This is a genomic window from Paenibacillus sp. FSL L8-0641, from assembly GCF_038006265.1.
GTDB lineage: Bacteria > Bacillota > Bacilli > Paenibacillales > Paenibacillaceae > Paenibacillus > Paenibacillus polymyxa_D.
Genome location: NZ_JBBOUW010000001.1, coordinates 4,435,029 through 4,456,808, shown reverse-complemented (window position 1 = coordinate 4,456,808; position 21,780 = coordinate 4,435,029). Strand labels below are relative to the sequence as shown.

Genomic DNA, 21,780 nt, shown 5'->3' with positions numbered 1-21,780 from the left:
GATTTAAAAGTACGATAAAAGTGTTCTTAAAAAGTCTTAAAATATGAAGGGGGGAATGTTTACCCTGTTCTTACGTTCATTCAATTTGTGCTTTGGGAGATGTTTATTGTGATTGAAGAAGCTGGAGATTTTTTGAGTATGGCCCATCAGCTGCAGGACAAATTGGTCAAGCACAGGCATCATCTTCATGCGGTTCCGGAACTTGATTTAAGTTTGCCGAGGACAACTGCCTACGTAAAAGAGGTGTTGGAGTCGATGGGGCTTGAGCCTACTCCCGTAGGAGAGTCAGGTCTAATGGTTACGATCGGCGGACAACATGCCGGGAAGGTGATTCTTATCCGTGCGGATATGGATGGGCTGCCCATTCAAGAAGAAACGGAGCTTTCTTTTGCGTCGTTGAACGGAAACATGCATGCATGCGGTCATGACTTGCATACTTCCATGCTGCTCGGAGCTGCGGAGATCCTGAAGGCCAACGAAGAGCAGCTTCGCGGGACGGTTAAGCTTATGTTTCAGCCGGGTGAAGAGACTCTGCACGGGGCAAAGATGATGCTTAAGAATGGGATTCTTGACAATCCTAAGGTGGATGCATCCATGATGCTTCATGTGTTGACCGGAATGCCAATTCCTATCGGGCAATTTGTAGTGCCTGAGGCCGGTGGAGCTATCTCAGCTTCCTCTGATTGGTTCGAAATCATCATCCGCGGAAGGGGTGCACATGGAGCAATGCCGAGTGCCGCGGTCGATCCGTTAAATGTGGCTGCTCATCTTCATCTGGCGCTGCAGGGTATTCTCAGCCGTGAAATTCCGCCAGTTGAGAGTGCCGTCCTTACCATTGGCGTGATGGAAGGCGGAAGTACAAACAACGTGATTCCCGATACGGCCAGAATGAAAGGAAGCGTACGCACATTTAACGCCGCATTGCGGGACAAAATGGAAACCCGTATCCACGACATTTCTGCAGGTATCGGAGAAACTTTTCAGGCAAAGGTGGATGTGATCTATACCAGGGGATGTCCTGAGGTGAAAACGGACAGCGGGCTTAACCGTCAAATGAGAACTACGATTGCAAACACTTTTGGCGCCAGTTCCTTAATCGGTATAACCCAATTGATACCCGGCGGGAAATTAATGGGATCGGAAGACTTCGCATTTGTCTCACAAGCGGTGCCAAGTACCTCAGTATTTCTTAACGCAGGCAATACCGAGGAAGGCTATGGTTACCCTGTGCATCATCCAAAGACGATGTTCTCGGATGAGGTGCTGTACAAAGGGGCTGCGGCTTACGCTGCTTTCGCCAGAGATTGGCTTGAAAGTAATAGATAATATCTCAACAAAACCAGGAGGAATTGAAATGACAGAGAGACGTATGATTGGACCAACCAAATTTGAAGAGTACTCGGAGAAATACAAGGAATTTCTATTAATGACCCGCCGTGACGGAATCATCGAAGTACGGTTGCATACCGACGGAGGGCCGTACAAGCATTCTTGGGAAGCCCATACGGCATGGTCCCATGCATGGTCAGATATTGGCCGCGACCCTGAGAACGAGGTAATGATTATTTCAGGAACAGGGGATAAATGGGTAATAGGGGACCCTGAGGTCTGGAATACAAAATTTATGGACTGGCCGAAGCAAAAGAAGCTCGAACAGTATCATGAATCGCTGAGACTGCTTGAAAATTTGATATTCTGCATTGACATCCCCACCATCGGGGCGATCAACGGGCCGGGAACGCACTGTGAACTCGCAACTCTCTGCGATATTACCATTTGTACTGAAGACGCGGACTTTTTTGATCCTCATTATCTGGGAGGCACACCTCCCGGAGATGGAATGCTGCTCACACTGCAGAACATGATCGGTTTCAAGAAAGCAGCATATTACGCATACACCGGCAAGAATATCAATGGTCAAACCGCCTTGGACCTGGGCATCGTTAGTGAAGTCCTGCCCCGGGAAAAGCTTCTTCCTCGCGCATGGGAGCTTGCGGAGATGATCATGCAGGCACCGCGTTCAACGAGACATCTGTCCCACTCCATTATATCCCGTCCATGGAAACAAGCCCTGGTCAGTGATCAAGGGTTCCAGCTTGCCCACCAAATGTACGACATGGCCATTGATGAAGAAGGAGCTCTGGAGCGGCTGAAAAAAATGCAAGGACGTCTAATGGGCAAAGAAGTTCATTAGAGCTATGGCGGGACCTACACGATTCGTAGAATACTCGGAGAAGTACAAGGACTTGTTCTTCATGACAGAAATTGATCAATACCGCGAAGCTAAAAATATATCTACCGGATACATTTACACTGTGCTCTATAAGAAAATAAAAGGCATGAATTATTAAAAGATAAGAAAGATTATTGTCTGAATTGAATCCGTATCGTTAAATTACTTTAGATATTCTGAGGACGTTTTTAATTCAAGCTATATGTGGTTAATAACTGCCATAAGACACTTTGAAACAACAATTAAAAATAACACTAACGAGACGACGCTGCAGAAAATATGTAGTGTCGCTTTTTTAGAGGTTACATGTGAAAATCTCTATTCTTAATTTTATTTATGAAAAGATAAAAACTAGATCAGCTAATTAATTTGTTACCCGAAAGGAGAAGGGGATATATTCCTAAAGAGGAAAACCGCATTTTCAGCACGGTGTTTCTTGTCGAGCAACCGTATCTGATAACGGACTGTGGGCCAGAAGTCAAACTTAGCATTGCATTATAGCCGAGTGATTTACGCTTTGGAGGTTGGTAATATTGATTACCAGGAAGGGAGGTTTTCTACATGGAATCTTTAATGTAGAATAATAAAAACTGGCTACAAGAGACCAAGAATTCTCACCAAAACGGAGAGTAGATAATAAAATCAGCTGGCAAAGGCCTCACATCATCGGAAGTTTTCACAGTAGAAAGATGAAGCGTACTGTCGAGTGCCACTCATTGAATGAGTGTTTATTTTATTATTTTCTAGAGGTGGATGTTTCAACATTATATTACTATGTTCAACCCGTTGAAGTCCCCATCCCATATAAAACAAAAAAATTAGAGAAAAAATTTTGGTTACATGTGCCTGATGTTCTGGTATTTCGAAATGGTTATCCTCCTTTGTTATATCAGATAAAAGAGGCACCAGATGTGGTTCATAACATTAAATGAGACTAATTATATTGTCAAATGAGATAGGAACATCTACGCCTGCACCTGGTCTTTCTTCCGCCCTATAGTCCCAACCTAAATCCAGTAGAGGGGCTATGGCTGTGGCTTAAATCCAATGTGGCGAATAACGTGTTTTTTTAGAGGTTTTATAAGATTAAGCTTCATGTCGGCCAGTTTATGAAACGGATTAACAACTGGAAACAATTCGAGTTTTGAATATTTTGGAAGATACTATTTAAAATGTCATTTCATTTGAACATCCAAATAGAAAGGTATTTGATTATGATATTCATTAACAAAAAAACTATTAATAAGCTAACTGAATCGCATAGAGAACCTAACATGCTTATCTGCTATTCAACTCCTCAAAGCCTTTCGGCTTGGACAAGTCGAGCTATATTACTCCTAAATAATAGTAAAATTATTATCCTTTTCCTCAATCTATTTTCCACTAAAGTAGTACAGAAAGTTGAATTTGAAGTAGCTGATTTACAAGAACAAAAATATCATTCCATATATCTGTCTTCTGCAATATGGTCATTTAACATTAAAGGACAGCATTGGAGGTTCAAGATAATCAAAAAAATTCTTCCTCTTGGCTCTATGCAAAGGGATTTTCTAAATTTCTTGCAACAAAATATCTTAAAATAGCGACTGAGTAGATCGGCGATCTTCGAAAACACGTGCCCTTCCAGACAAAGACGAACAGCCAGGTATCTTTCGTAAAGTCGTTTATCTGGGGTTTCCTTCATGGTTCAATTCATTACCCAATAGGCATTTGAATTAATGCTGTTGTATGATATAACCCACAGGGGCTGCGTGTCATTTATCAAATGAATTTGACAGGTTCCCAAATCTTTGTTAGAGTTTCAAACAAATACGTATAACCTTTTCATGGGATGTTACCGATAGGGCATAACCTGAATTGGCTTGTTTACACTGTAAGTGTACACAGGCTGGTTTGGGTTTTTTTATTGTCTGTCACCCTTCGCTACCCCTTTTATTGCACATTTGGAAGGAGAATGTTTATGTCCAGTTATATTTTTCCTAAAGACTTTTTATGGGGCGGTGCTCTTGCTGCCAATCAGGCCGAGGGTGCTTATTTGGAGAACGGTAAAGGATTGAGTCTGGTGGATCTACTGCCTACCGGAGAGAAGAGAAGAAGCATAATGAAAGGGAATGTTCCTTCACTGACTCCACTTGAAAGCGAATTCTATCCTTCCCACCAAGCCATTGATTTCTATCATCACTATCGTGAGGATATCGCGCTATTTGCAGAAATGGGATTTAAGGCGCTGCGTGTTTCCATTGCCTGGGCTCGTATTTTTCCAACAGGAGAAGACGCTACTCCCAATGAAGCAGGTTTGCAATTCTACGATGATTTGTTCGACGAGTTGCATAAACATGGCATTCAGCCAGTCGTTACTCTCGCTCATTTTGACGTGCCAGTGGATCTGGTCGAGAAGTATGGAAGCTGGCGGAGCCGGAAGCTGGTAGGTCTGTTTGAAACCTATGCCAAAACAGTATTCACCCGCTATAAGGATAAAGTGAAGTACTGGATGACATTTAACGAGATTAACATGCTTCTCCATTTGCCGTTTCTCGGCGCCGGTCTTGTTTTTCAAGAAGGTGAAAACGTTAAACAAATTCAGTACCAGGCTGCACATCATCAGCTTGTTGCAAGTGCGCTGGCTGTAAAAGCGTGTCACGAGATTATCCCAGATGCGAAGATTGGCTGTATGCTTGCTGCCGGCAGCTTCTATCCGTATACGTGTAATCCCGAAGATGTATATCAGGGCATGGAAAAAGACCGCGAGTCCTACTTCTTCATTGATGTTCAGTCACGCGGCGAATATCCTGGTTATGCGAAGCGCTTCTTTAAGGATCATGGATTAAACATTGAGATGGAATCAGGCGACGCAGCCATTCTGAAAGATCACACCGTTGACTATATCGGATTCAGCTATTATTCAAGCCGGACGACCAGCACAGACCCGGAAATCGTCAAGAATATGACCAGTGGTAATGTATTCGGCTCCGTAGCCAATCCATATTTGGATAAGTCCGAATGGGGCTGGACGATCGATCCCAAAGGATTCCGCATCACAGCCAACCAATTGCATGATCGTTACCAAAAGCCTCTGTTCGTAGTGGAAAACGGTTTTGGTGCCAATGATGTGGTTTCGCCTGAAGGAGAAGTTAACGACGATTACCGGATCGACTATCTCAAGCGGCATATTGCCGAAATGGGTGAGGCTCTTCAAGACGGAGTCGAAATTATCGGTTACACAAGTTGGGGACCTATTGACATTGTCAGCGCTTCCTCAGGAGAGATGAAAAAACGTTACGGTTATATTTATGTGGACCGCGACAACGAAGGCGAAGGTTCGTTGAAACGGATTAAAAAGAAAAGCTTCCACTGGTACAAAAACGTAATTCATTCCGACGGAGAAAATCTGGGCGAATAATCGTACCACAAGTAAATAGGATCGGACATCCCGGGCCCACGGGGATTTCCGATCTTCGTTTCTTCATTGAAAGCGTTGACAATCGTTCCTCTTCGGGCTATACTTGACGCAATTCCATCATTTTTAGGATTGTTACTGCGTAGCAGGCAAAACCTAAGCCACAAATAAGAAGATGTTACAGTCTTGTTTATTTGGCGTGCTTCGGTTTTTTTCTGTTTACAATAAAGAGGATGGAGCAAGTGTGGCTCTTGCTGGCATATGGAACGGGGGATCAAGATGAACATAGCAAAGGTCATTAACAACAATGTAATCAGCGTCTACCAGACGGACGGTACCGAACTCGTGGTGATGGGTCGGGGGATTGCTTTTAAGAAAAAGCCTGGAGACAAAGTAGACGAAACCAGAATTCAGAAGGTATTTGCTCTGAAAAACAAACAGACGTCCGATAACTTTAAAATGCTGTTACGTGAGGTACCGCTTGATTTGATCATGATTGTAGAGGAAGTCATAAATGACGCCAAGCATAATCTGAATAGAAAGCTGAACGAAAATATTTATGTTTCGCTGACCGATCATATCAATTTCGCTGTTGAAAGATACCGGGAAGGATTGGAAATCAAAAACGCGTTGTTGTGGGAAATCAAGCAGCTATACAAAGAAGAATTTGCGATAGGTCTGAAAACGCTGGAACAAATCAAACAAAAGCTTGATATTGAACTGCCTGTGGATGAAGCAGCTTATATTGCCCTTCACATCGTAAATGCTGAAATGAACGAGGAAGTCATTACAACCATGAGTATCACGAAGTTTATCCAGCAAATTATCAATATCGCAAAGTACCATTTTAAGGTTGATTTTGACGAGGATTCTTTGAGTTATTTCCGCTTTATTACGCATCTGAAATTTTTCGCCCAGCGCGTATTTAAGGGAAATCACTATGAAAATAACTATGACCATTTGTATGACATGATTAAGGAAAAGCACAAGGAAGCAGCCGCTTGTACTGAGAAAATCGGAACCTTTGTAAAAAAAGAATACAATCACGAATTGACGAACGAAGAAAAGCTGTATTTGACTGTGCATATTGAACGAGTGGTGAACAGATAAGTTGAACTTTTTTAGTAAAAAAGAATCGAAAATATATATTAAAATGTTTTTGTTGACAAATATGGTAGATTAAATGTATTATGTGAGTAACAGGAATTTAATAAGTTTTAACTGGGATTGTTACTGGTTATGCAGGCAAAACCTAAGTCATGAAAAATTGCGGGACTCAAGTGCCCACCATTTTTCAAGGCTTAGGTTTTTTGTGTGCCTAAATATGGTAAAAAGCCCCTTAGAACATGGAGGTGTCCATCATGAGTTATGAACAACTGGCTAAAGAAATTGTGCACCTGGTAGGCGGCGAAAAAAATGTAGTATCGCTCGTACACTGCGCCACGCGCCTGCGTTTTGTACTAAAAGATGAGGCAAAAGCAGACAAGGCAAAGCTGGAGAAAACTGATGGAATTATTACGGTCAAGCAGAGCGGTGGCCAGTTCCAGGTTGTGGTCGGCAACAAAGTACCAGAAGTGTATAATGCCATCGGCCAAGTATCCAACATTTTAAATGAAACTGGAAAAGAAGATCATTCAGCTAAAGGCAAGAAAGGGTTTGGCGCTGTAATCGACGTAATTTCCAGTATTTTTGCACCGTTGCTCGGAGTTATGGCGGGGTCCGGTATTTTGAAAGGTCTACTGCTGATTGCGAGTAACCTCGGCTGGTTGGTTCCGAAAGACACTACTTATATGATTTTGTATGCTGCGGCTGACAGCTTGTTTTATTTCCTGCCGCTCTTGTTAGCGGTTACAACGGCACGGAAATTTGGAGGTAATATCTTCGTTGCTCTGACCATCGCCGGAGGGCTGCTTTACCCGACCATTGTCACGTTGAAAACAGAAGGTACACCTACAGACTTTTTCGGTATTCCTATTGTGATGATGAGTTATTCATCTACCGTTATTCCGATTATTTTAGCCGTTATCGTCATGAGTAAGCTGGAAAAATGGTGCAATCGCGTGATCCATGAGAGTGTCAAAAACTTTATTACACCTTTGATTCTACTTGTAATTATGCTTCCTCTGACCCTGATGGTTTTTGGTCCAGTCGGGGTGTATGTGGGCAACGCAATCGCTACCGCGCTCGTTGCTGCGTTCAGCTTTAGTCCGCTGCTGGCTGGAGCAATTCTTGGTGCTTGCTGGCAGTTGCTCGTTATTTTCGGTGTTCACTGGGGTCTTGTACCTGTATTCATTAATAATATTGCTGTTAATGGCAGAGACGGGATCAAACCTTCCGCTGCGGCATCCATCTTTGCTCAAACCGGCGCTTCGTTCGGTGTTATGCTGAAAACGAAAAATAAAAAGCTGAAAACACTAGCGGGTTCCGCTACACTTACCGCTTTGTTCGGCATCACGGAGCCAGCAGTTTATGGGGTTACGCTGCCGTTGAAACGTCCGTTTATTGCAGGTATTATCGGTGGTGCTGTCGGTGGTGCCATTATCGGTCAAGCGGGAACGCAAGCATTTGCCTCCGGCGCACCTGGATTGCTGACCTTGCCGATCTTTTACGGTCCTGGCGGACAAGGCTTCCCAGGATTGATTTTAGGGATTACCGTTTCATTCCTGGTGTCGGCCATTTTGACTTATATTTTAGGTTTTGAAGATCCAGTTGAAGAAGAGGAAACTACTAACAATTCGGCTAAAGAATCGACATCTACAGTTGCAGTTTCTAATGAAGAGGTACTAAGCCCGATTGAAGGAACGGTGGTCGCTCTGTCGGAGGTTCCCGATCCAGCATTTGCTTCGGAAGCTATGGGTAAAGGTATCGCCATCCAACCGACAACGGGCAGAGTCGTAGCCCCGTTCGATGGAACCATCACCGTGGCGTTCAAGAAAAAACATGCGCTTGCAGTTGTTTCGCATCATGGCGCAGAAGTTCTGATTCACGTCGGAGTAGATACGGTCAAGCTGGACGGTAAACATTTTACGTCCCATATCAAAGAAGGCGATCAGGTGAAAGCTGGGGACCTACTGCTTGAGTTTGATGTTGAGCAAATCAGGGCAGAGGGTTATCCTACGATTACGCCAGTTATCATTACGAATTCTTCCGAATATACTGAAGTCCTTCCAATCGCTCAAGGAGAGGTAACGGAGCAGGCCCCGCTGTTGAAACTGTCTAGCGCTCTGAATGAGAAAGAAAGCATTGCCTAAATGTCTTAAGGACAAGGCTCTGATGATCCATATTCCCGGATCATCAGAGCTTTTTTGTCGTCCTTTCAGGTAGCAGATAAGTCGATTTGTAATTGACAATATGTCAATTAAATTAGCTTGTACGGTTGTAAAAACTATTCTATAATTTCTTGTAAATATGAAAAATTTTCTGAAAACATTAACTGAATATGAATTGATGGATCAGGGGGAAATGCAAGGAATGTTAGAGAAGTGGGCAGAGGCAGTAAATGGCGTCATTTGGAGCAATCCTGTGGTATATGTCTGTTTGAGCGTGGGGCTATTATTTTCAATTATGACTCGATTTCTGCAAATCAGACATTTCAAAGAGATGATTCGCCTTGTCTTTAAAGGGAAAAGTTCTGAGGCAGGTGTATCCTCATTTCAGGCCTTTACGATGGCGTTATCAGGACGTGTAGGAACGGGGAATATTGCGGGGATTGCACTGGCAGTCGGTATGGGAGGACCCGGGGCAATATTTTGGATGTGGGTCATGGCTTTTATCGGATCGGCCACTGCGTTTGTTGAATCTACACTGGCTCAGATCTATAAGGTAAAGCGTGATGGTCAGTATCGAGGCGGCCCGGCCTTTTATATTGAAAAAGGGACAGGCTTAAAATGGTTTGCGGTTATTTTCGCAGTTGTAGCGTTGGTCGCTATGTGTTTACTGTTGCCGGGAACTCAATCGAATTCGATTGCGGTAGCTTTTCATAGTTCGTTTGGTATGGATATGAAGGTTTCCGGGATAGTAGTTGTGGTGTTGCTGGCGCTTATCATATTTGGTGGTGTAAAAAGAATTGCCAATGTGGCACAGGTAGTCATACCCTTTATGGCACTTGGCTACATCCTTGTCTCTTTCTATATTATGATGACGAACATTACTGCGCTTCCCGATGTATTTGCCCTTATTTTTCGCAGTGCCTTCGGTATCGATTCAGTGTTCGGTGGTATAGCAGGGACAGCCATTGCCTGGGGGGTAAAACGAGGCATTTATTCGAATGAAGCAGGACAAGGCTCTGGTGCCCATCCAGCCGCCGCCGCAGAAGTGTCTCATCCGGCAAAGCAAGGACTGGTTCAAGCATTTTCTGTATATGTAGATACCTTTTTAGTCTGTACGTCTACGGCTTTCATGGTCTTGTTTACAGGGATGTACAATGTGAAGGGACCAGGTGGGGGCTATATTGTGCAGCATCTTCCGGGTGTTGAAGAAGGAACTCAATATACACAATCTGCCATCGAATCGGTATTTCCGGGTTTTGGGTCGAGTCTTTTGTCCATTACATTGTTCTTTTTCGCCTTTACCACCATTATCGCCTATTATTATATCGCTGAAACGAATATGGCCTACCTGATTGCCGATCGTAAAGCCAAATGGCCTATGTTCCTGTTAAAGCTGGTTATTCTGGGTTCGACATTCTATGGAACGGTTGTCAAGGAATCTGCGTTGGCGTGGACACTGGGGGATGTGGGGGTCGGTATTATGATGTGGGTGAATCTGATTGCTATGATCCTCCTGGCCAAGCCTGCGCTTCTGGTGCTTAAGGATTACGAACGGCAACGGAGGCAAGGGATAGACCCGGTATTTGATCCGAAGAAGGCAGGGATTTCAAATGCCGATTACTGGTCAAAGGAATATCAGCCTCCTTCAGATGAGTTGACGATCACCGCTAAACCAAGCAAGCTTCAAGCCTAATAAGATAGAGAAGTAAGATCAAAGGTGGCTCCGCGGGGAGTCATCTTTTTTTCGTTATCTTGCCTTTACATTCCAAGAAGGGTACATATGTTCACTATTTAGTTTATAATTTAGACAGAGGGATTTTGAATAATCCTGCCATAGATATGTGGGAGGTCACATTTGCATCAGAGAGGTGATTTGAATGAGTACATCCGATTTATCCATAACTGACGACAAGTGGAGAGCTATCGTAGAAAACGACAAGTCTTATGACGGGATATTTTTGTACGCCGTGAAGACAACGGGAATATTTTGTCGCCCCTCCTGCAAATCCCGACCTCCCAAAAGAGAGAACATCCGTATATTTAAAACAGCGGAACAGGCATTGGCTGAGCATTTCTGTCCATGCAAAAGGTGTAAACCGACAGGACAACGATTGCCTGATCATGAATGGATCGCACGGGTTACAGAATACGTGAATTCTAACTATATGAAGGACTTAACATTGCACATCCTAGCTGAGATAAGTCATGGAAGTCCGTATCATTTACATCGTACCTTCAAGCGGGTCATGCATCTAACCCCGATGGAATATATACAGCAGACCAGGTTGGAACAAGCGAAGGAGCTGCTCATCTGCTCAGATATATCTGTTGCGGAAGTGGGGGAGAACGTAGGTCTGTCCAATGCACCTTACTTTATTACGTTATTTAAAAAGAATACAGGCTACACCCCATTGCAATATCGCCAACTCAAATCGAAAGCAACATAAAATGGAGGTACACAGCATGGCACATCAAATAAATAAAACGATCTATTGGTCATTGTTGACACATGAGGATTGGAATTTATATATTGCAGCTACATCGGAAGGATTATGTTATGTGGGCTCGCCCAATCATCCTGTAGAGGAATTGTTTTCATGGGCAGGAAGTCGATTTCCCGGTAGCCCTTTAGTTGAAGAGGATGCCGCTTTACAGCCCTATGCCAAGGAGCTGATTGAATATTTCCAAGGGGAGCGCACCCAATTTACATTGCCCTTTGACTTTCAGGGGACTGCATTCCAGCTGGCGGTTTGGAATGCGTTGTGTGATATTCCGTATGGGGAAACACTATCCTATTCAGATATTGCCAACGCTATTCAAAAACCAGCCTCTGTTCGTGCGGTGGGGGCCGCCATCGGTGCTAATCCGATTTTGGTTACGGTCCCTTGTCATCGGGTCATTGGTAAAAATGGAGCTATGACCGGATATCGTGGTGGTTTGGACATGAAGGTTAAGCTTTTGCAGCTCGAAAAGGAAAGAGTGGCGTTGGTTCAGTATGAAAAATGAGTATTACAAATCCCCAAAGACACTTCTGAATAAAGGGACCGGCTTCTTGTCAGGGTATACACACTCGTTGAACCCGTATACAGGTTGTACCTTTGGTTGCTCGTATTGCTATGTACGCCAATTGCCAGTCTCCACATTTCGGAAGGAAGCGTGGGGGACATGGGTTGATATTAAAAATCAGGCGGCAGATATTCTTCGCAAGGAACTTCGTAGAGCCAAATCCAAAGGTAAAGTCACGATTTTCATGTCGTCAAGCACAGATCCTTATCAGCCTGCTGAGTACAAGGAAGAGGTGACCCGGTCTCTGCTGGAGGTGATGGTGGATGAGCCACCAGATTTTCTCTTTTTACAGACGCGCAGTCCACTGGTACGGCGGGATACCGATTTACTGCTCCGATTGGGGGATCGTGTTCGTGTAAGTATGACTGTAGAAACAGATCGAGAAGATATACGCAAACATTTTACCCCGGAAGCTCCTCCCATCCAGGCTCGTCTCCAAACGCTGCATCTCTTAAAGGAGGCAGGTGTACCGACGCAAGCTACGATTGCTCCGATGCTTCCAAGCAGTGAACATTTTGCAGACAAGCTCGTGCCTCTGGTCAACCGTGTCTGTATTGATGATTATTTTATGGGAGATGGCAGTGGGGGGAGACGAACGCGTAGCTTAAAAATAGGTGCGCTGTACGAGTCATTGGGGCTGGAAGAATGGTATCATCCTGCTGCCTATAAGACGGTTTATGAACGTTTTCTCCATGTTTTCCCGAAAGAACAGCTCTACGTGAGCAAAGAAGGATTCGAACCTTGATGGAACAGAAGTCTATGCCATTGAACCAAGAGTGAACCATATAAGGGGGCAGCGGGAGAACGAATGCAAACCGTAATGACCAAAAACTTTGATTATGGGGACAAGGAAATCAATTATCTAAAAAACGTAGACACCGTACTTGGTGCAGCGATGACGCAAATGGGCAAGGTAGAACGGGTGATCATTCCTGACCTGTTTGCGGCGCTCGTTCATGCAATTGTGGGACAGCTTATATCGGCCAAGGCGGTTCAGACCATATGGGCAAGGATGCAGGAGAAGTTAGGCGTGATCACTCCACAAAATATAGCTGTTCAGACGGCTTTAGATATTCAAAGCTGTGGCATCACCATGAAAAAGGCCAAATGTATCCTTAATATAGCCCAGTCGATCGAGCAGGGCCTGTTGGATTTACAGAAATTATATGAGCTTTCCGATGCACAGGTGATCGAGAAATTGTCCTCGCTGCAAGGGATAGGACCTTGGACGGCTGAAATGATGCTGATGAATTGCATGGAGCGTCCAGATGTCGTCAGTTGGGGTGATATGGCTATTCGACGGGGAATGATGAAGTTGTACCATCTGGATACATTGACCAAGCAGCAATTCGAGGAGTACCGCCGAGTCTATTCGCCTTATGGTTCGGTGGCCTCCATTTATTTGTGGAGTATTTCATTTCGTTAAAAATCAGGGAGTGGAAACGATGGAGAAAACAATCAGAGAACAAATACTGTCATATGTGGATGCGGATTTTCAGAAATTCACGGCTGCATTGCTTCCGACGATTAATAATGTGCTGGGTGTACGTCTGCCAATGCTGCGTAAGCTAGCTCAAAATATCGCCAAAGGGGATTGGCGTCTCTATCTGGAGACTGCTGAAAGTGATCACTTCGAAGAAGTCATGCTGCAAGGCATGGTGATTGGTTCTGTAAAAACGGGTATAGAGGAAGTTTTGAGTTATACCGCCAAGTTTGTTCCTAAAATTGATAATTGGTCCGTATGTGATAGTTTCTGTGCCGGATTGAAAATCACCAAACATCATAAAGAACGGGTGTGGGAGTTTATTCAACCCTACTTGCTCTCCAAGAAAGAATATGAAATTCGGTTTGGTGTAGTTATGCTTCTGAATTTTTATATTGAGGAACAGTATATGAACCGGGTGTTTGCTCTGCTAGATCAGACCCATCGTGAGGATTATTATGTACAAATGGCGGTAGCATGGGCGATATCGATCTGTTATATCAAGCTGCCTGAGGCAACGATGGCGTATTTAAGTCATAATACATTGGATGATTTTACTTTCAATAAAGCTCTGCAAAAAATCACGGAATCATATCGGGTGGATCAGGCCACAAAAACGACCATTCGTAGTATGAAGCGAAAAAGAAAATAGGATGGGGCTCAGCAGCCAGGTACGCACTTTGCCTTTTTTGGAATTTAATAATAAAATGGAAGTAACTTTCGAAAAGGAGATGACGTGAATTGGCAGAGCAAGTGCGTCTTGGTAAAACAGATTTATATGTAAAACCAATCGGTTTGGGTGCAAATAAGGTGGGAGGACATAATCTCTTTTCCGATTTGAACAATGAAACGGGCAAAGAAGTCGTTCGCACAGCTTTGGACAATGGCATCAACTTTCTGGATACGGCTTTTATTTATGGACCTGAGCACTCGGAACGATTAATTGGTGAGGTATTGAAAGAGCGTGGTCAGCGTGATAAAGCTGTTATTGCCACGAAGGGTGCACACAAATTTGTGAACGGAGAGATTGTTTTTGACAACTCGCCTGCTTTTTTACGAGAATCCGTCGAATCTAGTCTGAAAAGATTGCAGACCGATTATATCGATCTGTTCTATATCCATTTCCCCGATGAAGCTACGCCGAAGGCAGAAGCAGTCGGAGAACTGAAGAAGCTTAAGGACGAAGGCAAAATCAAGGCTATTGGCGTATCTAACTTTTCCATTGAACAACTTAAGGATGCGAATAGCGACGGTTATGTAGATGTGCTCCAATCCCAATATAATTTGTTTCAACGGGAAGCTGAGAAGGATCTGCTGCCTTATACCAAGGAAAATGGCATTTCGTTTGTGCCTTATTTCCCGCTAGCTTCAGGATTGCTGGGTGGTAAGTATACGAAAGACATGACCTTCACGGACATCAGAGCGAATAATCCACTGTTTCAGGGAGATACATTTGCTCGTAATTTGGACAAAGTGGAGCAGGTACGGGAGATTGCCAATGCGTTGAATGCAGAGGTTGCTCACGTAGTGCTCGCATGGTATTTGACACGCGATTCAATTGATGCCCTCATTCCAGGTGCGAAGGGGCCGGAGCAGGTGCTGGCGAATCTGAAAACGCTAAATGTCCAATTGAGTCAGGCTGATATCGAAAAGATTGACCACATTTTTAAATAATGAGTGCACCTGAAATTTGCAATTGTATATGTATTCCATCTAGAGAAGCTGCCGGACGGGCAGCTTCTTTTTCGTCCCTTCCTTGCATATCCTTGTAGGGTAAGTTCAACGCTGCGGGGGGATCGGATGATGAGAAGACCGCAATGGCACAGCGCGCCCAACAGAAGGCGACGCGGCAGACGTAGAGTATTTTTGATTGTGGTACTGGCGCTGCTGGTAGGAATCATACAGGTGGCTGCTTATGTGGAGCAGCATTTGAAGCCGCCTATGATGCATCTGGCAAAAGTGCGGGTCAAACAAATGGCGACGGAGGCTATTAATTCAGCAATTACAGCACAGGTAGAGCAGGGGAAGACAGCTGATAATTTGATCGAATGGAGAACGGATGCACAAGGAAGAACCTCCGGCTTTGTTCTGAATTATGCAGAGCATATGAAAATTACGTCAGACACGCTCAAAGCAGTTAAGGCAACGATGGACAGCATGAGCCATTTTGATGAGAGCGTTCCGATTGGTCAGGCATTGGGCAGTCCATTGTTGGCAGCTTATGGCCCCAAGATTCCTCTAAAGGTGGAGCCGCATGGAGCGATCAAGGTGGATTTAAATACGCGGCAACAGGATGCGGGCATAAACATGATCTTGGTTGAAGTGTATATTCGGATTACGACGGAAGTGTCTGTGGTTATACCGTTTGAGATGCAACCTCAGATTGTGGAGACGGAAATCCCCGTTTCTTATTTGCTGGTGGTGGGCAACGTTCCGATGTACTACTATGACAATCAGGGAAAACCAGTAGGTAAAAATGGTGCAGCCGCTCCGCAGTTGGCGTTGCCTCCCCATTCCATAGAGAGTAGCGGCGCTATAGATTCCAGCATAGTAAGTGTTCCAGAGGTACAGGAAGACCCAAACTCCTCTAGTCAGCCCCCAACGCCATAGAGCAGAATGGAGTGACGTGAGTTGCTCTGGAAAAATAAAAGGGACCCTATGAGGAGGTCCCCAGATTGTCGAGAAACCCCGTCATTTTGAGACGTGGGTTTCTTTTTTACATCATAATGCTCTGGTCTCTGGAGAAGCAGGGGGGGTTACCCCTGTTTCTCCAGGCGATCTAGGTGGATCGCCATCTTCTTCATGTTCTGCACGGCTGCCGTCATAAGGGCTTGTTCCCTGACGTTTGGAAGACCGCGCAAACGGCAATAGCGAAACCCATGGAGCTCTTTGGCATCCGCGAAGCTTCGCTCAATCGTCTCTTTTCGTTTGCGGTACAGCTTTTTACCAGATGGGCTCAGCCGGTTGCTCCGTACCCACTCTTTGCTGTCTTCCCAGACATGCCGAGTCACCACTTTGCGGTGGTTTCGAGACTGGGTACACTGACTTAGCAGTGGGCAATGCTGGCACTGAGCTGGGTCAGAGGCATACTGCCGGTATCCCTTACGGTCCGTCGTTCGGTAGGGCAGTTCCTGTTGGGCTGGGCATCTATACGCATTGCGTTTGGCATCGTATTCAAACTTCCATTTCGGAAACAGTCCTTGTCTGGGATGGAATCTTCGGTGAGCAATCACGGCAAAAATCTTTCGGTTCTGCAAACCTCGGCAAATCGGCGTTGTTAAATAACCTGAATCTAGTGCAACAGCTTCTACTTGAAAACCAAAACGTTCTCTTTGGCGATCCAAACGGGACAAATAGGGGACAGAATCATGTACATTCCCTGGTGTCACATGCACGTCCGTAATCAGATTGTACTTCATATCCACCGTGCGGTGGTCCAGATAGAAGAAGCCTTCGGGCTTGCCATCACGGATCATATAGCCGCTGTCCGGGTCTGTTTTGCTCACTTTAATTTCTTTTTCTTCGTTCACTTCCTCTCGGGATTTTAAGGCTTTTTTCCGTGGTTTCTCCGGTCATCCTTCACCGCTTCGTTCAGCTCGTCCATATAGTCTTTAGTATTCTGCAACACTTGTTCTTTGATGTACTGGTGCCTGTTAGCATTGGCTTTGACGTGTGTGGAATCGGTGACGAGAACACGCCCACCCACCATTCGGTGAGAGATCGCCTGCAGCACAATTTCATCGAAGATATCTTGAAAGATCGTGGTGTCTTTAAAGCGAGTGCGACGATTCCAGCTAATCGTCGTATGGTCCGGAACTTTATCCGTTAAGCCCAACCCCAGAAACCAACGATAAGCTAGGTTCGTCTGAATTTCTCGCTCGAGTTGCCGTTCTGAGCGAATGCCATAGAAATAACCGAGAAAGATCATTTTAAACAATACGGTAGGATCAATGGCAGGACGCCCGTTGTCTGCACAATACAGTGGTCGAACTTTATCATCGATAAACGAAAAATCGATATACTTATCTACTTTGCGGAGCAAGTGATCTTGAGGAACCAGATCTTCGATGGAAACAAATTCGTAGGATTGTTGTTTTTCGCGGTTGGAGCGTAGCATATCAACACCATCCGTTCTACAATAGTTACCTATATTATACAACATTAACGCGGTGTCGTCTTAAACAAAATTAACATAAAATAGGCTGTCGAGACTTTCTCGACAGCCTGGGGACCCTATGAGGAGGTCCCTTTTGTCTTTCCTTTTTTGAGCGCTTTGCGTTCGGACTGCTCCCACTGTCTTAATAACGGATACGGGTCAAAGGACCAATCTGCCCAGCCATTGTCCCGATATATACCATAGTGCAGATGCGGTGGAAACTTGCCTTGGGTACCAGGTTTTCCATAGCCCGAGCTTCCGACCCAGCCAACCGTCTGGCCAGGTGTAACGACGTCTCCGTTGTGAACGGTTTTGTCAAAGCCGGAAAGGTGCGCATAGTAGTGATAGCGGTTGTTGAGATCTCGGATTCCGATGCGCCATCCTCCAAAGGGATTCCAGCCCTTCATTTCAACTACACCGTAGCAGGTACTGCGAACTGGAACTCCGTAGCCAGCAAACAGGTCAGTTCCTTCATGTATACGGTAGCCCCCCCAGCTGCGACGGCTTCCCCATGTGCTGCGGTAGCTATAAATGCTGCCTAAGGGAAGGGGGAAAGCTTGGCTGACCAGATCCAGCTTGCCATACGTCCGATACAGCTTGGCAAACTGCTGAACTCTTTGAACTGCGCGGCTGTTATGGTAATATTCCCAAACGGCAATACCAAATTCATCCTCGTTGTTTCCATACTTTCCGAGATAAGATGCGATGCTGAACAGCAGATCCTTGTCATTATTGCGGTCAGCAATTCCATCACCCGAACCGTCTTGTCCCAGCCCGGAAAATAGTTCTATGGAACGTGGATTTTGATCCTCCGAATCAGGGTTCATCAAGCCGGACCAGATCGGTCCCGTAATGAAAATACCTATGGTTCGTTCTGCATGCTTGCGATCTTTGGGATGGGCCACCGTAAGTGTACGTTCATACTGGTCGATGGCGGCCAGCCTGTACCAAGGGACTCCTGTCAGGGCTTCGATGGAACGATATAAAGCAAGCCTGGAAATATACATTGAAGACTGTGCATGTTCAGCATCTACATTAACTGTCAGGCTGCTTCCGGCGGACGAGGACTGTAAGTGATTGGCAAGGGCATGGGCAGGAAGCGGACAGGCCGTTGTCAGTGTAGCAGCGCATATCAGCAGCGATAACAGACGAACAGCGCGGGCTGTCCGCGTAGGGTAAGGCACGTGAACCGACCTCCTATAGAAGGGCTTAACCGCCCAGTAAATTCTAGACCCTATTCAATAGCGTGAATAGGGCGCTTTTGTTTAGATTGAGCCATATCCGCCGCTTTTATCCATATAAAAAGTTTACTTTTTTCGGCATCAATGTCATATCAAAAAGGGAACAATGAATGGAGGTTTTTCCATGGCTTTCATGTTATAATGTATGACAATGACAGCTTAAGCTTATCAGAAAGAAGGTCTATGCCATTGTCTAGAAAAGAGAAGGAAGCTAAGCCCGACTGGATTCGTATTAAACTTACGACAGGCGATAACTATCAAGAAATCAAGAGCATGATGCGTTCCAAGACATTACATACCGTATGTGAGGAGGCACGATGCCCTAATATATATGAATGCTGGGCCAATAGGACAGCTACATTTATGATTTTGGGTGATATTTGTACGCGTGCGTGTCGTTTTTGCGCAGTAAATACGGGGTTGCCTACGGAACTTGACTTGCAGGAGCCTGATCGCGTCGCGGAAGCGGCTGGGAACATGAATTTGAAGCACTGTGTCGTAACCAGTGTGGCTCGCGACGATTTAAAAGATGGGGGCGCTACTATATTTGCAGAAACGGTTCGTGCGATTCGCGGCCGGTTACCTTTGTGCAGTGTAGAAGTATTGATTCCCGATTTTATGGGCGATATTGAATCGCTGCGAATCGTCATGGATGCCAAACCAGATATTCTGAATCATAATATTGAAACGGTGGAGCGCATGTCCGACAAGGTTCGGGCTAAAGCGAAATACCGTCGCTCTCTGGAGCTGCTTCAACGTGCGAAGCAATTAAATCCGGCTATTCCAACGAAATCAAGCATCATGCTAGGTGTCGGAGAAGAGTGGGACGAGATCTTACAAGCCATGGATGATCTGCGTAAAGTCGATTGTGACATTCTGACAATTGGTCAATATTTGCAGCCGTCCGAGAAACATTTATATGTGCAAAAATATTATCCACCGGAAGATTTTGCGAAGTTAAAGGAAGAGGGATTACAGCGGGGATTCAGCCACGTCGAATCTGGACCGTTGGTCCGCAGCTCCTACCAAGCGCATGAGCAGGTGAAGTCAGCCGCTCAGCATAAGGAAGAAAGCGCCCTTTCGCAGGCTTGATCCGGGAAAGGCGGTCAGAATAGCTTGTTTCAAATCGGTGGTAAAAACTATGAATTGTTGCAGGATCACAAGAACGGATGGAATCCCGAAGCGTTTCGTGATCGGTATAGTGAAGTGCTGGATCGCTATGATTACATTATTGGTGATTGGGGTTACAATCAGCTGCGTCTGAAGGGCTTTTATCGAGACGGCCATCCCAAAGCAAATAAGGATACATCTATAGTGGTACTGGACGATTACATTAATGAATACTGCAATTTTGGCTGTGCCTATTTTGTGCTGCAAAAAAGCCGTGAAGTGATTAATAAAAACGGCGTCAATGATGAAATCGTTGCTCCAGATATTCAGCAGTTGGTAGATGCTCAAAGGGAACAAGCGGGAACGTTAGAAACCGAAGAGCAGCAAGAAGTATTGCAACATACAGCTGGAGAACAGGAGTGGCCGCAACCACAACAGGATTCCACAGCTACGGAGGAATCGCGAGTGGAGCAGCCTCGAGAATTCCGAGAACCACGCGAGTTGCAACGTCGGGAACCGAAGGATGCCCAGGAAGTACGTGAGCGACAGCCGCGTGAAGCTCGTGAAAGTCGTTCATCCAGAGAAGGACGTGAAGGAAATCGGCAACGTGAGCCACGTGAAGCACGTGATTCGCGCCAGCCAAGAGAACCACGTGAAGCGAAGGATGGACGCAATCCGGGTGAAGGGCAGCAAGCCCGCGAACCGCGTAGACAGCGCAATCAGCAAGGGAATTTCGATAAAAAGGAATCACGTGGACCACGCTATGAGCGTCAACCAAAGGAAAATCGGGAGGGACGGCAAGTTCGTGTCTCACGTGAACCTGAGGGCCAGCGTCAGACCCATCCAGCTGCTAAAGCCGAAAAAACTGAGGGTAGTAAAAAGAATAAAACATTTACTGCTCCACAACAAAACGGTTCCTGAATTTTCAGGAACCGTTTTGTTTGTAAAAAAAGAGCCAGAGTCGGCTCTTTTACAGGTTCTAATTAAGAAAGGCGTTGCGTACTCGATCCCAAAATGGGAAAGGACGGTAACGAGCGAAGCTGATCTTCTGACTTGCGACCTGACATCGAACAGAGATTAAGTCATCCACAGGAAAGTTCAGGTGATCTACTGTCAATAAAAGACGCTGATCTTTCCGTGAAAAAATATCACAATGATGATGTTTGGGCAGTAGCAATGGCGATCCTAGTGTCCGATACACGCGGTTATTAATGGAAGCGATCTCAGTCAATTGCAATGCTTCAATGGTGGGATGAACCATAGCTCCGCCAAGTGCTTTATTATAGGCGGTCGTCCCTGAGGGGGTAGAAACACATATACCGTCACCGCGAAACATTTCAAAGGTGATATCGTTAATATCTACTTGGGCAACGACAGTGCCATCCACCCCTTTTAACGTAAACTCATTCAAGGCAATAAAAGAAGCATTGCCTGATTTCTTGTGAATTTCCAACTCAATCAGTGGATACTTAACGATTCTCGGGTTAAGCGGTCCCTCAGATCCGCTTTGGCTCATCAGGTGGATTAGCTCCTCCAGCTCGTCCGCACGCCAATCGGCGTAAAAGCCTAGATGACCGGTATGTACACCAACAAAGGCAATATCCGGAATGCGGTCGATGAAGGTATGAAACGCATGAAGCATTGTACCATCGCCTCCAATAGACACGACGATTTCCGGCGATTCGGCATCCAGCTTGAAATTCTTTTCTTGGGCAAGACGGTGAAATTGCTGACTCAAGTCCATGGAGTGCTGATCCCCGCGATCCAGAACATAATATCTCAAGATGAAAAGCTCCTTTGTCATGGGTATATATCGATCATAATC

Annotated in this window: 19 protein-coding genes; 16 read left to right on the top strand and 3 right to left on the bottom strand. The window is 45.2% G+C overall.

The genetic code is table 11. The features are described 5' to 3' along the window. Window positions 1–99: 99 nt before the first annotated feature. The 14 genes from MKY16_RS20200 (at window position 100) to yunB (ending at window position 16,058) form a co-directional block, all read left to right on the top strand. Complete coding sequence (locus MKY16_RS20200) at window positions 100–1,326, top strand: M20 metallopeptidase family protein (protein WP_069012662.1); 1,227 nt, start codon at window positions 100–102, stop codon at window positions 1,324–1,326. A gap of 28 nt (window positions 1,327–1,354) precedes the next feature. After that, a complete protein-coding gene (locus tag MKY16_RS20195; protein ID WP_029518183.1) occupies window positions 1,355–2,194 on the top strand; it encodes an enoyl-CoA hydratase/isomerase family protein in 840 nt (279 codons plus the stop codon). Window positions 2,195–3,204: 1,010 nt separating this feature from the next. Further along, window positions 3,205–3,306 (top strand): transposase, encoded by a 102-nt coding sequence (locus MKY16_RS20190; protein ID WP_081317620.1) that lies wholly within the window; start codon window positions 3,205–3,207, stop codon window positions 3,304–3,306. An 887-nt stretch (window positions 3,307–4,193) separates the two neighbouring features. After that, a complete protein-coding gene (locus tag MKY16_RS20185) occupies window positions 4,194–5,633 on the top strand; it encodes a 6-phospho-beta-glucosidase (RefSeq protein ID WP_340956793.1) in 1,440 nt (479 codons plus the stop codon). A gap of 276 nt (window positions 5,634–5,909) precedes the next feature. Beyond that, complete coding sequence (licT, locus tag MKY16_RS20180) at window positions 5,910–6,740, top strand: BglG family transcription antiterminator LicT (protein ID WP_029518185.1); 831 nt, start codon at window positions 5,910–5,912, stop codon at window positions 6,738–6,740. A gap of 251 nt (window positions 6,741–6,991) precedes the next feature. Continuing rightward, window positions 6,992–8,881 (top strand): beta-glucoside-specific PTS transporter subunit IIABC, encoded by a 1,890-nt coding sequence (locus MKY16_RS20175; protein WP_029518186.1) that lies wholly within the window; start codon window positions 6,992–6,994, stop codon window positions 8,879–8,881. Between the two features lie 220 nt (window positions 8,882–9,101). Further along, window positions 9,102–10,592 carry an alanine/glycine:cation symporter family protein gene (locus MKY16_RS20170; RefSeq protein WP_029518187.1) on the top strand — a complete coding sequence of 497 codons (1,491 nt, stop codon included), beginning with the start codon at window positions 9,102–9,104 and terminating at the stop codon, window positions 10,590–10,592. A gap of 184 nt (window positions 10,593–10,776) precedes the next feature. Continuing rightward, window positions 10,777–11,346, top strand: a complete 570-nt coding sequence (locus MKY16_RS20165) for a bifunctional transcriptional activator/DNA repair enzyme AdaA (protein WP_340956792.1) — start codon at window positions 10,777–10,779, stop codon at window positions 11,344–11,346. 16 nt (window positions 11,347–11,362) lie between these two features. Beyond that, the gene (locus MKY16_RS20160; protein WP_029518188.1) at window positions 11,363–11,905 is read left to right on the top strand and encodes a methylated-DNA--[protein]-cysteine S-methyltransferase; all 543 of its coding nucleotides are present in this window, start codon (window positions 11,363–11,365) and stop codon (window positions 11,903–11,905) included. Then, window positions 11,895–12,710, top strand: coding sequence for an SPL family radical SAM protein (locus MKY16_RS20155; protein ID WP_165148462.1), 816 nt, complete (start codon window positions 11,895–11,897; stop codon window positions 12,708–12,710). The genes MKY16_RS20160 and MKY16_RS20155 overlap by 11 nt, the downstream gene beginning before the upstream one ends. Window positions 12,711–12,773: 63 nt before the next feature. Further along, window positions 12,774–13,391 carry a DNA-3-methyladenine glycosylase family protein gene (locus MKY16_RS20150; protein WP_340956791.1) on the top strand — a complete coding sequence of 206 codons (618 nt, stop codon included), beginning with the start codon at window positions 12,774–12,776 and terminating at the stop codon, window positions 13,389–13,391. 19 nt (window positions 13,392–13,410) lie between these two features. Continuing rightward, on the top strand, window positions 13,411–14,100 hold the full coding sequence (locus MKY16_RS20145; RefSeq protein WP_340956790.1) for a DNA alkylation repair protein: 690 nt from the start codon (window positions 13,411–13,413) through the stop codon (window positions 14,098–14,100). An 89-nt stretch (window positions 14,101–14,189) separates the two neighbouring features. Further along, window positions 14,190–15,122, top strand: coding sequence for an aldo/keto reductase (locus MKY16_RS20140; RefSeq protein ID WP_029518192.1), 933 nt, complete (start codon window positions 14,190–14,192; stop codon window positions 15,120–15,122). A gap of 126 nt (window positions 15,123–15,248) precedes the next feature. Further along, window positions 15,249–16,058, top strand: a complete 810-nt coding sequence (gene yunB / locus MKY16_RS20135) for a sporulation protein YunB (protein WP_165148474.1) — start codon at window positions 15,249–15,251, stop codon at window positions 16,056–16,058. Between the two features lie 146 nt (window positions 16,059–16,204). Here the strand turns inward: yunB and MKY16_RS20130 are convergent. Beyond that, a protein-coding gene (locus MKY16_RS20130) for an IS1182 family transposase (RefSeq protein WP_340954273.1) occupies window positions 16,205–17,565 on the bottom strand; the annotation gives its coding sequence in 2 pieces (ribosomal slippage) (window positions 16,205–16,998 and window positions 16,998–17,565; 1,362 coding nt in all). Between the two features lie 116 nt (window positions 17,566–17,681). Next, window positions 17,682–18,788, bottom strand: a complete 1,107-nt coding sequence (locus tag MKY16_RS20125; RefSeq protein ID WP_340956786.1) for a M23 family metallopeptidase — start codon at window positions 18,786–18,788, stop codon at window positions 17,682–17,684. A 246-nt stretch (window positions 18,789–19,034) separates the two neighbouring features. Here MKY16_RS20125 and lipA point away from each other — a divergent pair, with 246 nt between their 5' ends. Both lipA and MKY16_RS20115 read left to right on the top strand, forming a co-directional pair. Then, window positions 19,035–19,937: a lipoyl synthase gene (gene lipA / locus MKY16_RS20120; protein ID WP_029518195.1), complete on the top strand. Its 903-nt coding sequence runs from the start codon at window positions 19,035–19,037 to the stop codon at window positions 19,935–19,937. A gap of 24 nt (window positions 19,938–19,961) precedes the next feature. Continuing rightward, window positions 19,962–20,876, top strand: a complete 915-nt coding sequence (locus MKY16_RS20115; protein ID WP_340956784.1) for a YutD-like domain-containing protein — start codon at window positions 19,962–19,964, stop codon at window positions 20,874–20,876. A gap of 58 nt (window positions 20,877–20,934) precedes the next feature. Here MKY16_RS20115 and MKY16_RS20110 read toward each other — a convergent pair whose 3' ends face one another. Continuing rightward, on the bottom strand, window positions 20,935–21,738 hold the full coding sequence (locus MKY16_RS20110; protein ID WP_013372943.1) for an NAD kinase: 804 nt from the start codon (window positions 21,736–21,738) through the stop codon (window positions 20,935–20,937). Between the last annotated feature and the right edge of the window lie 42 nt (window positions 21,739–21,780).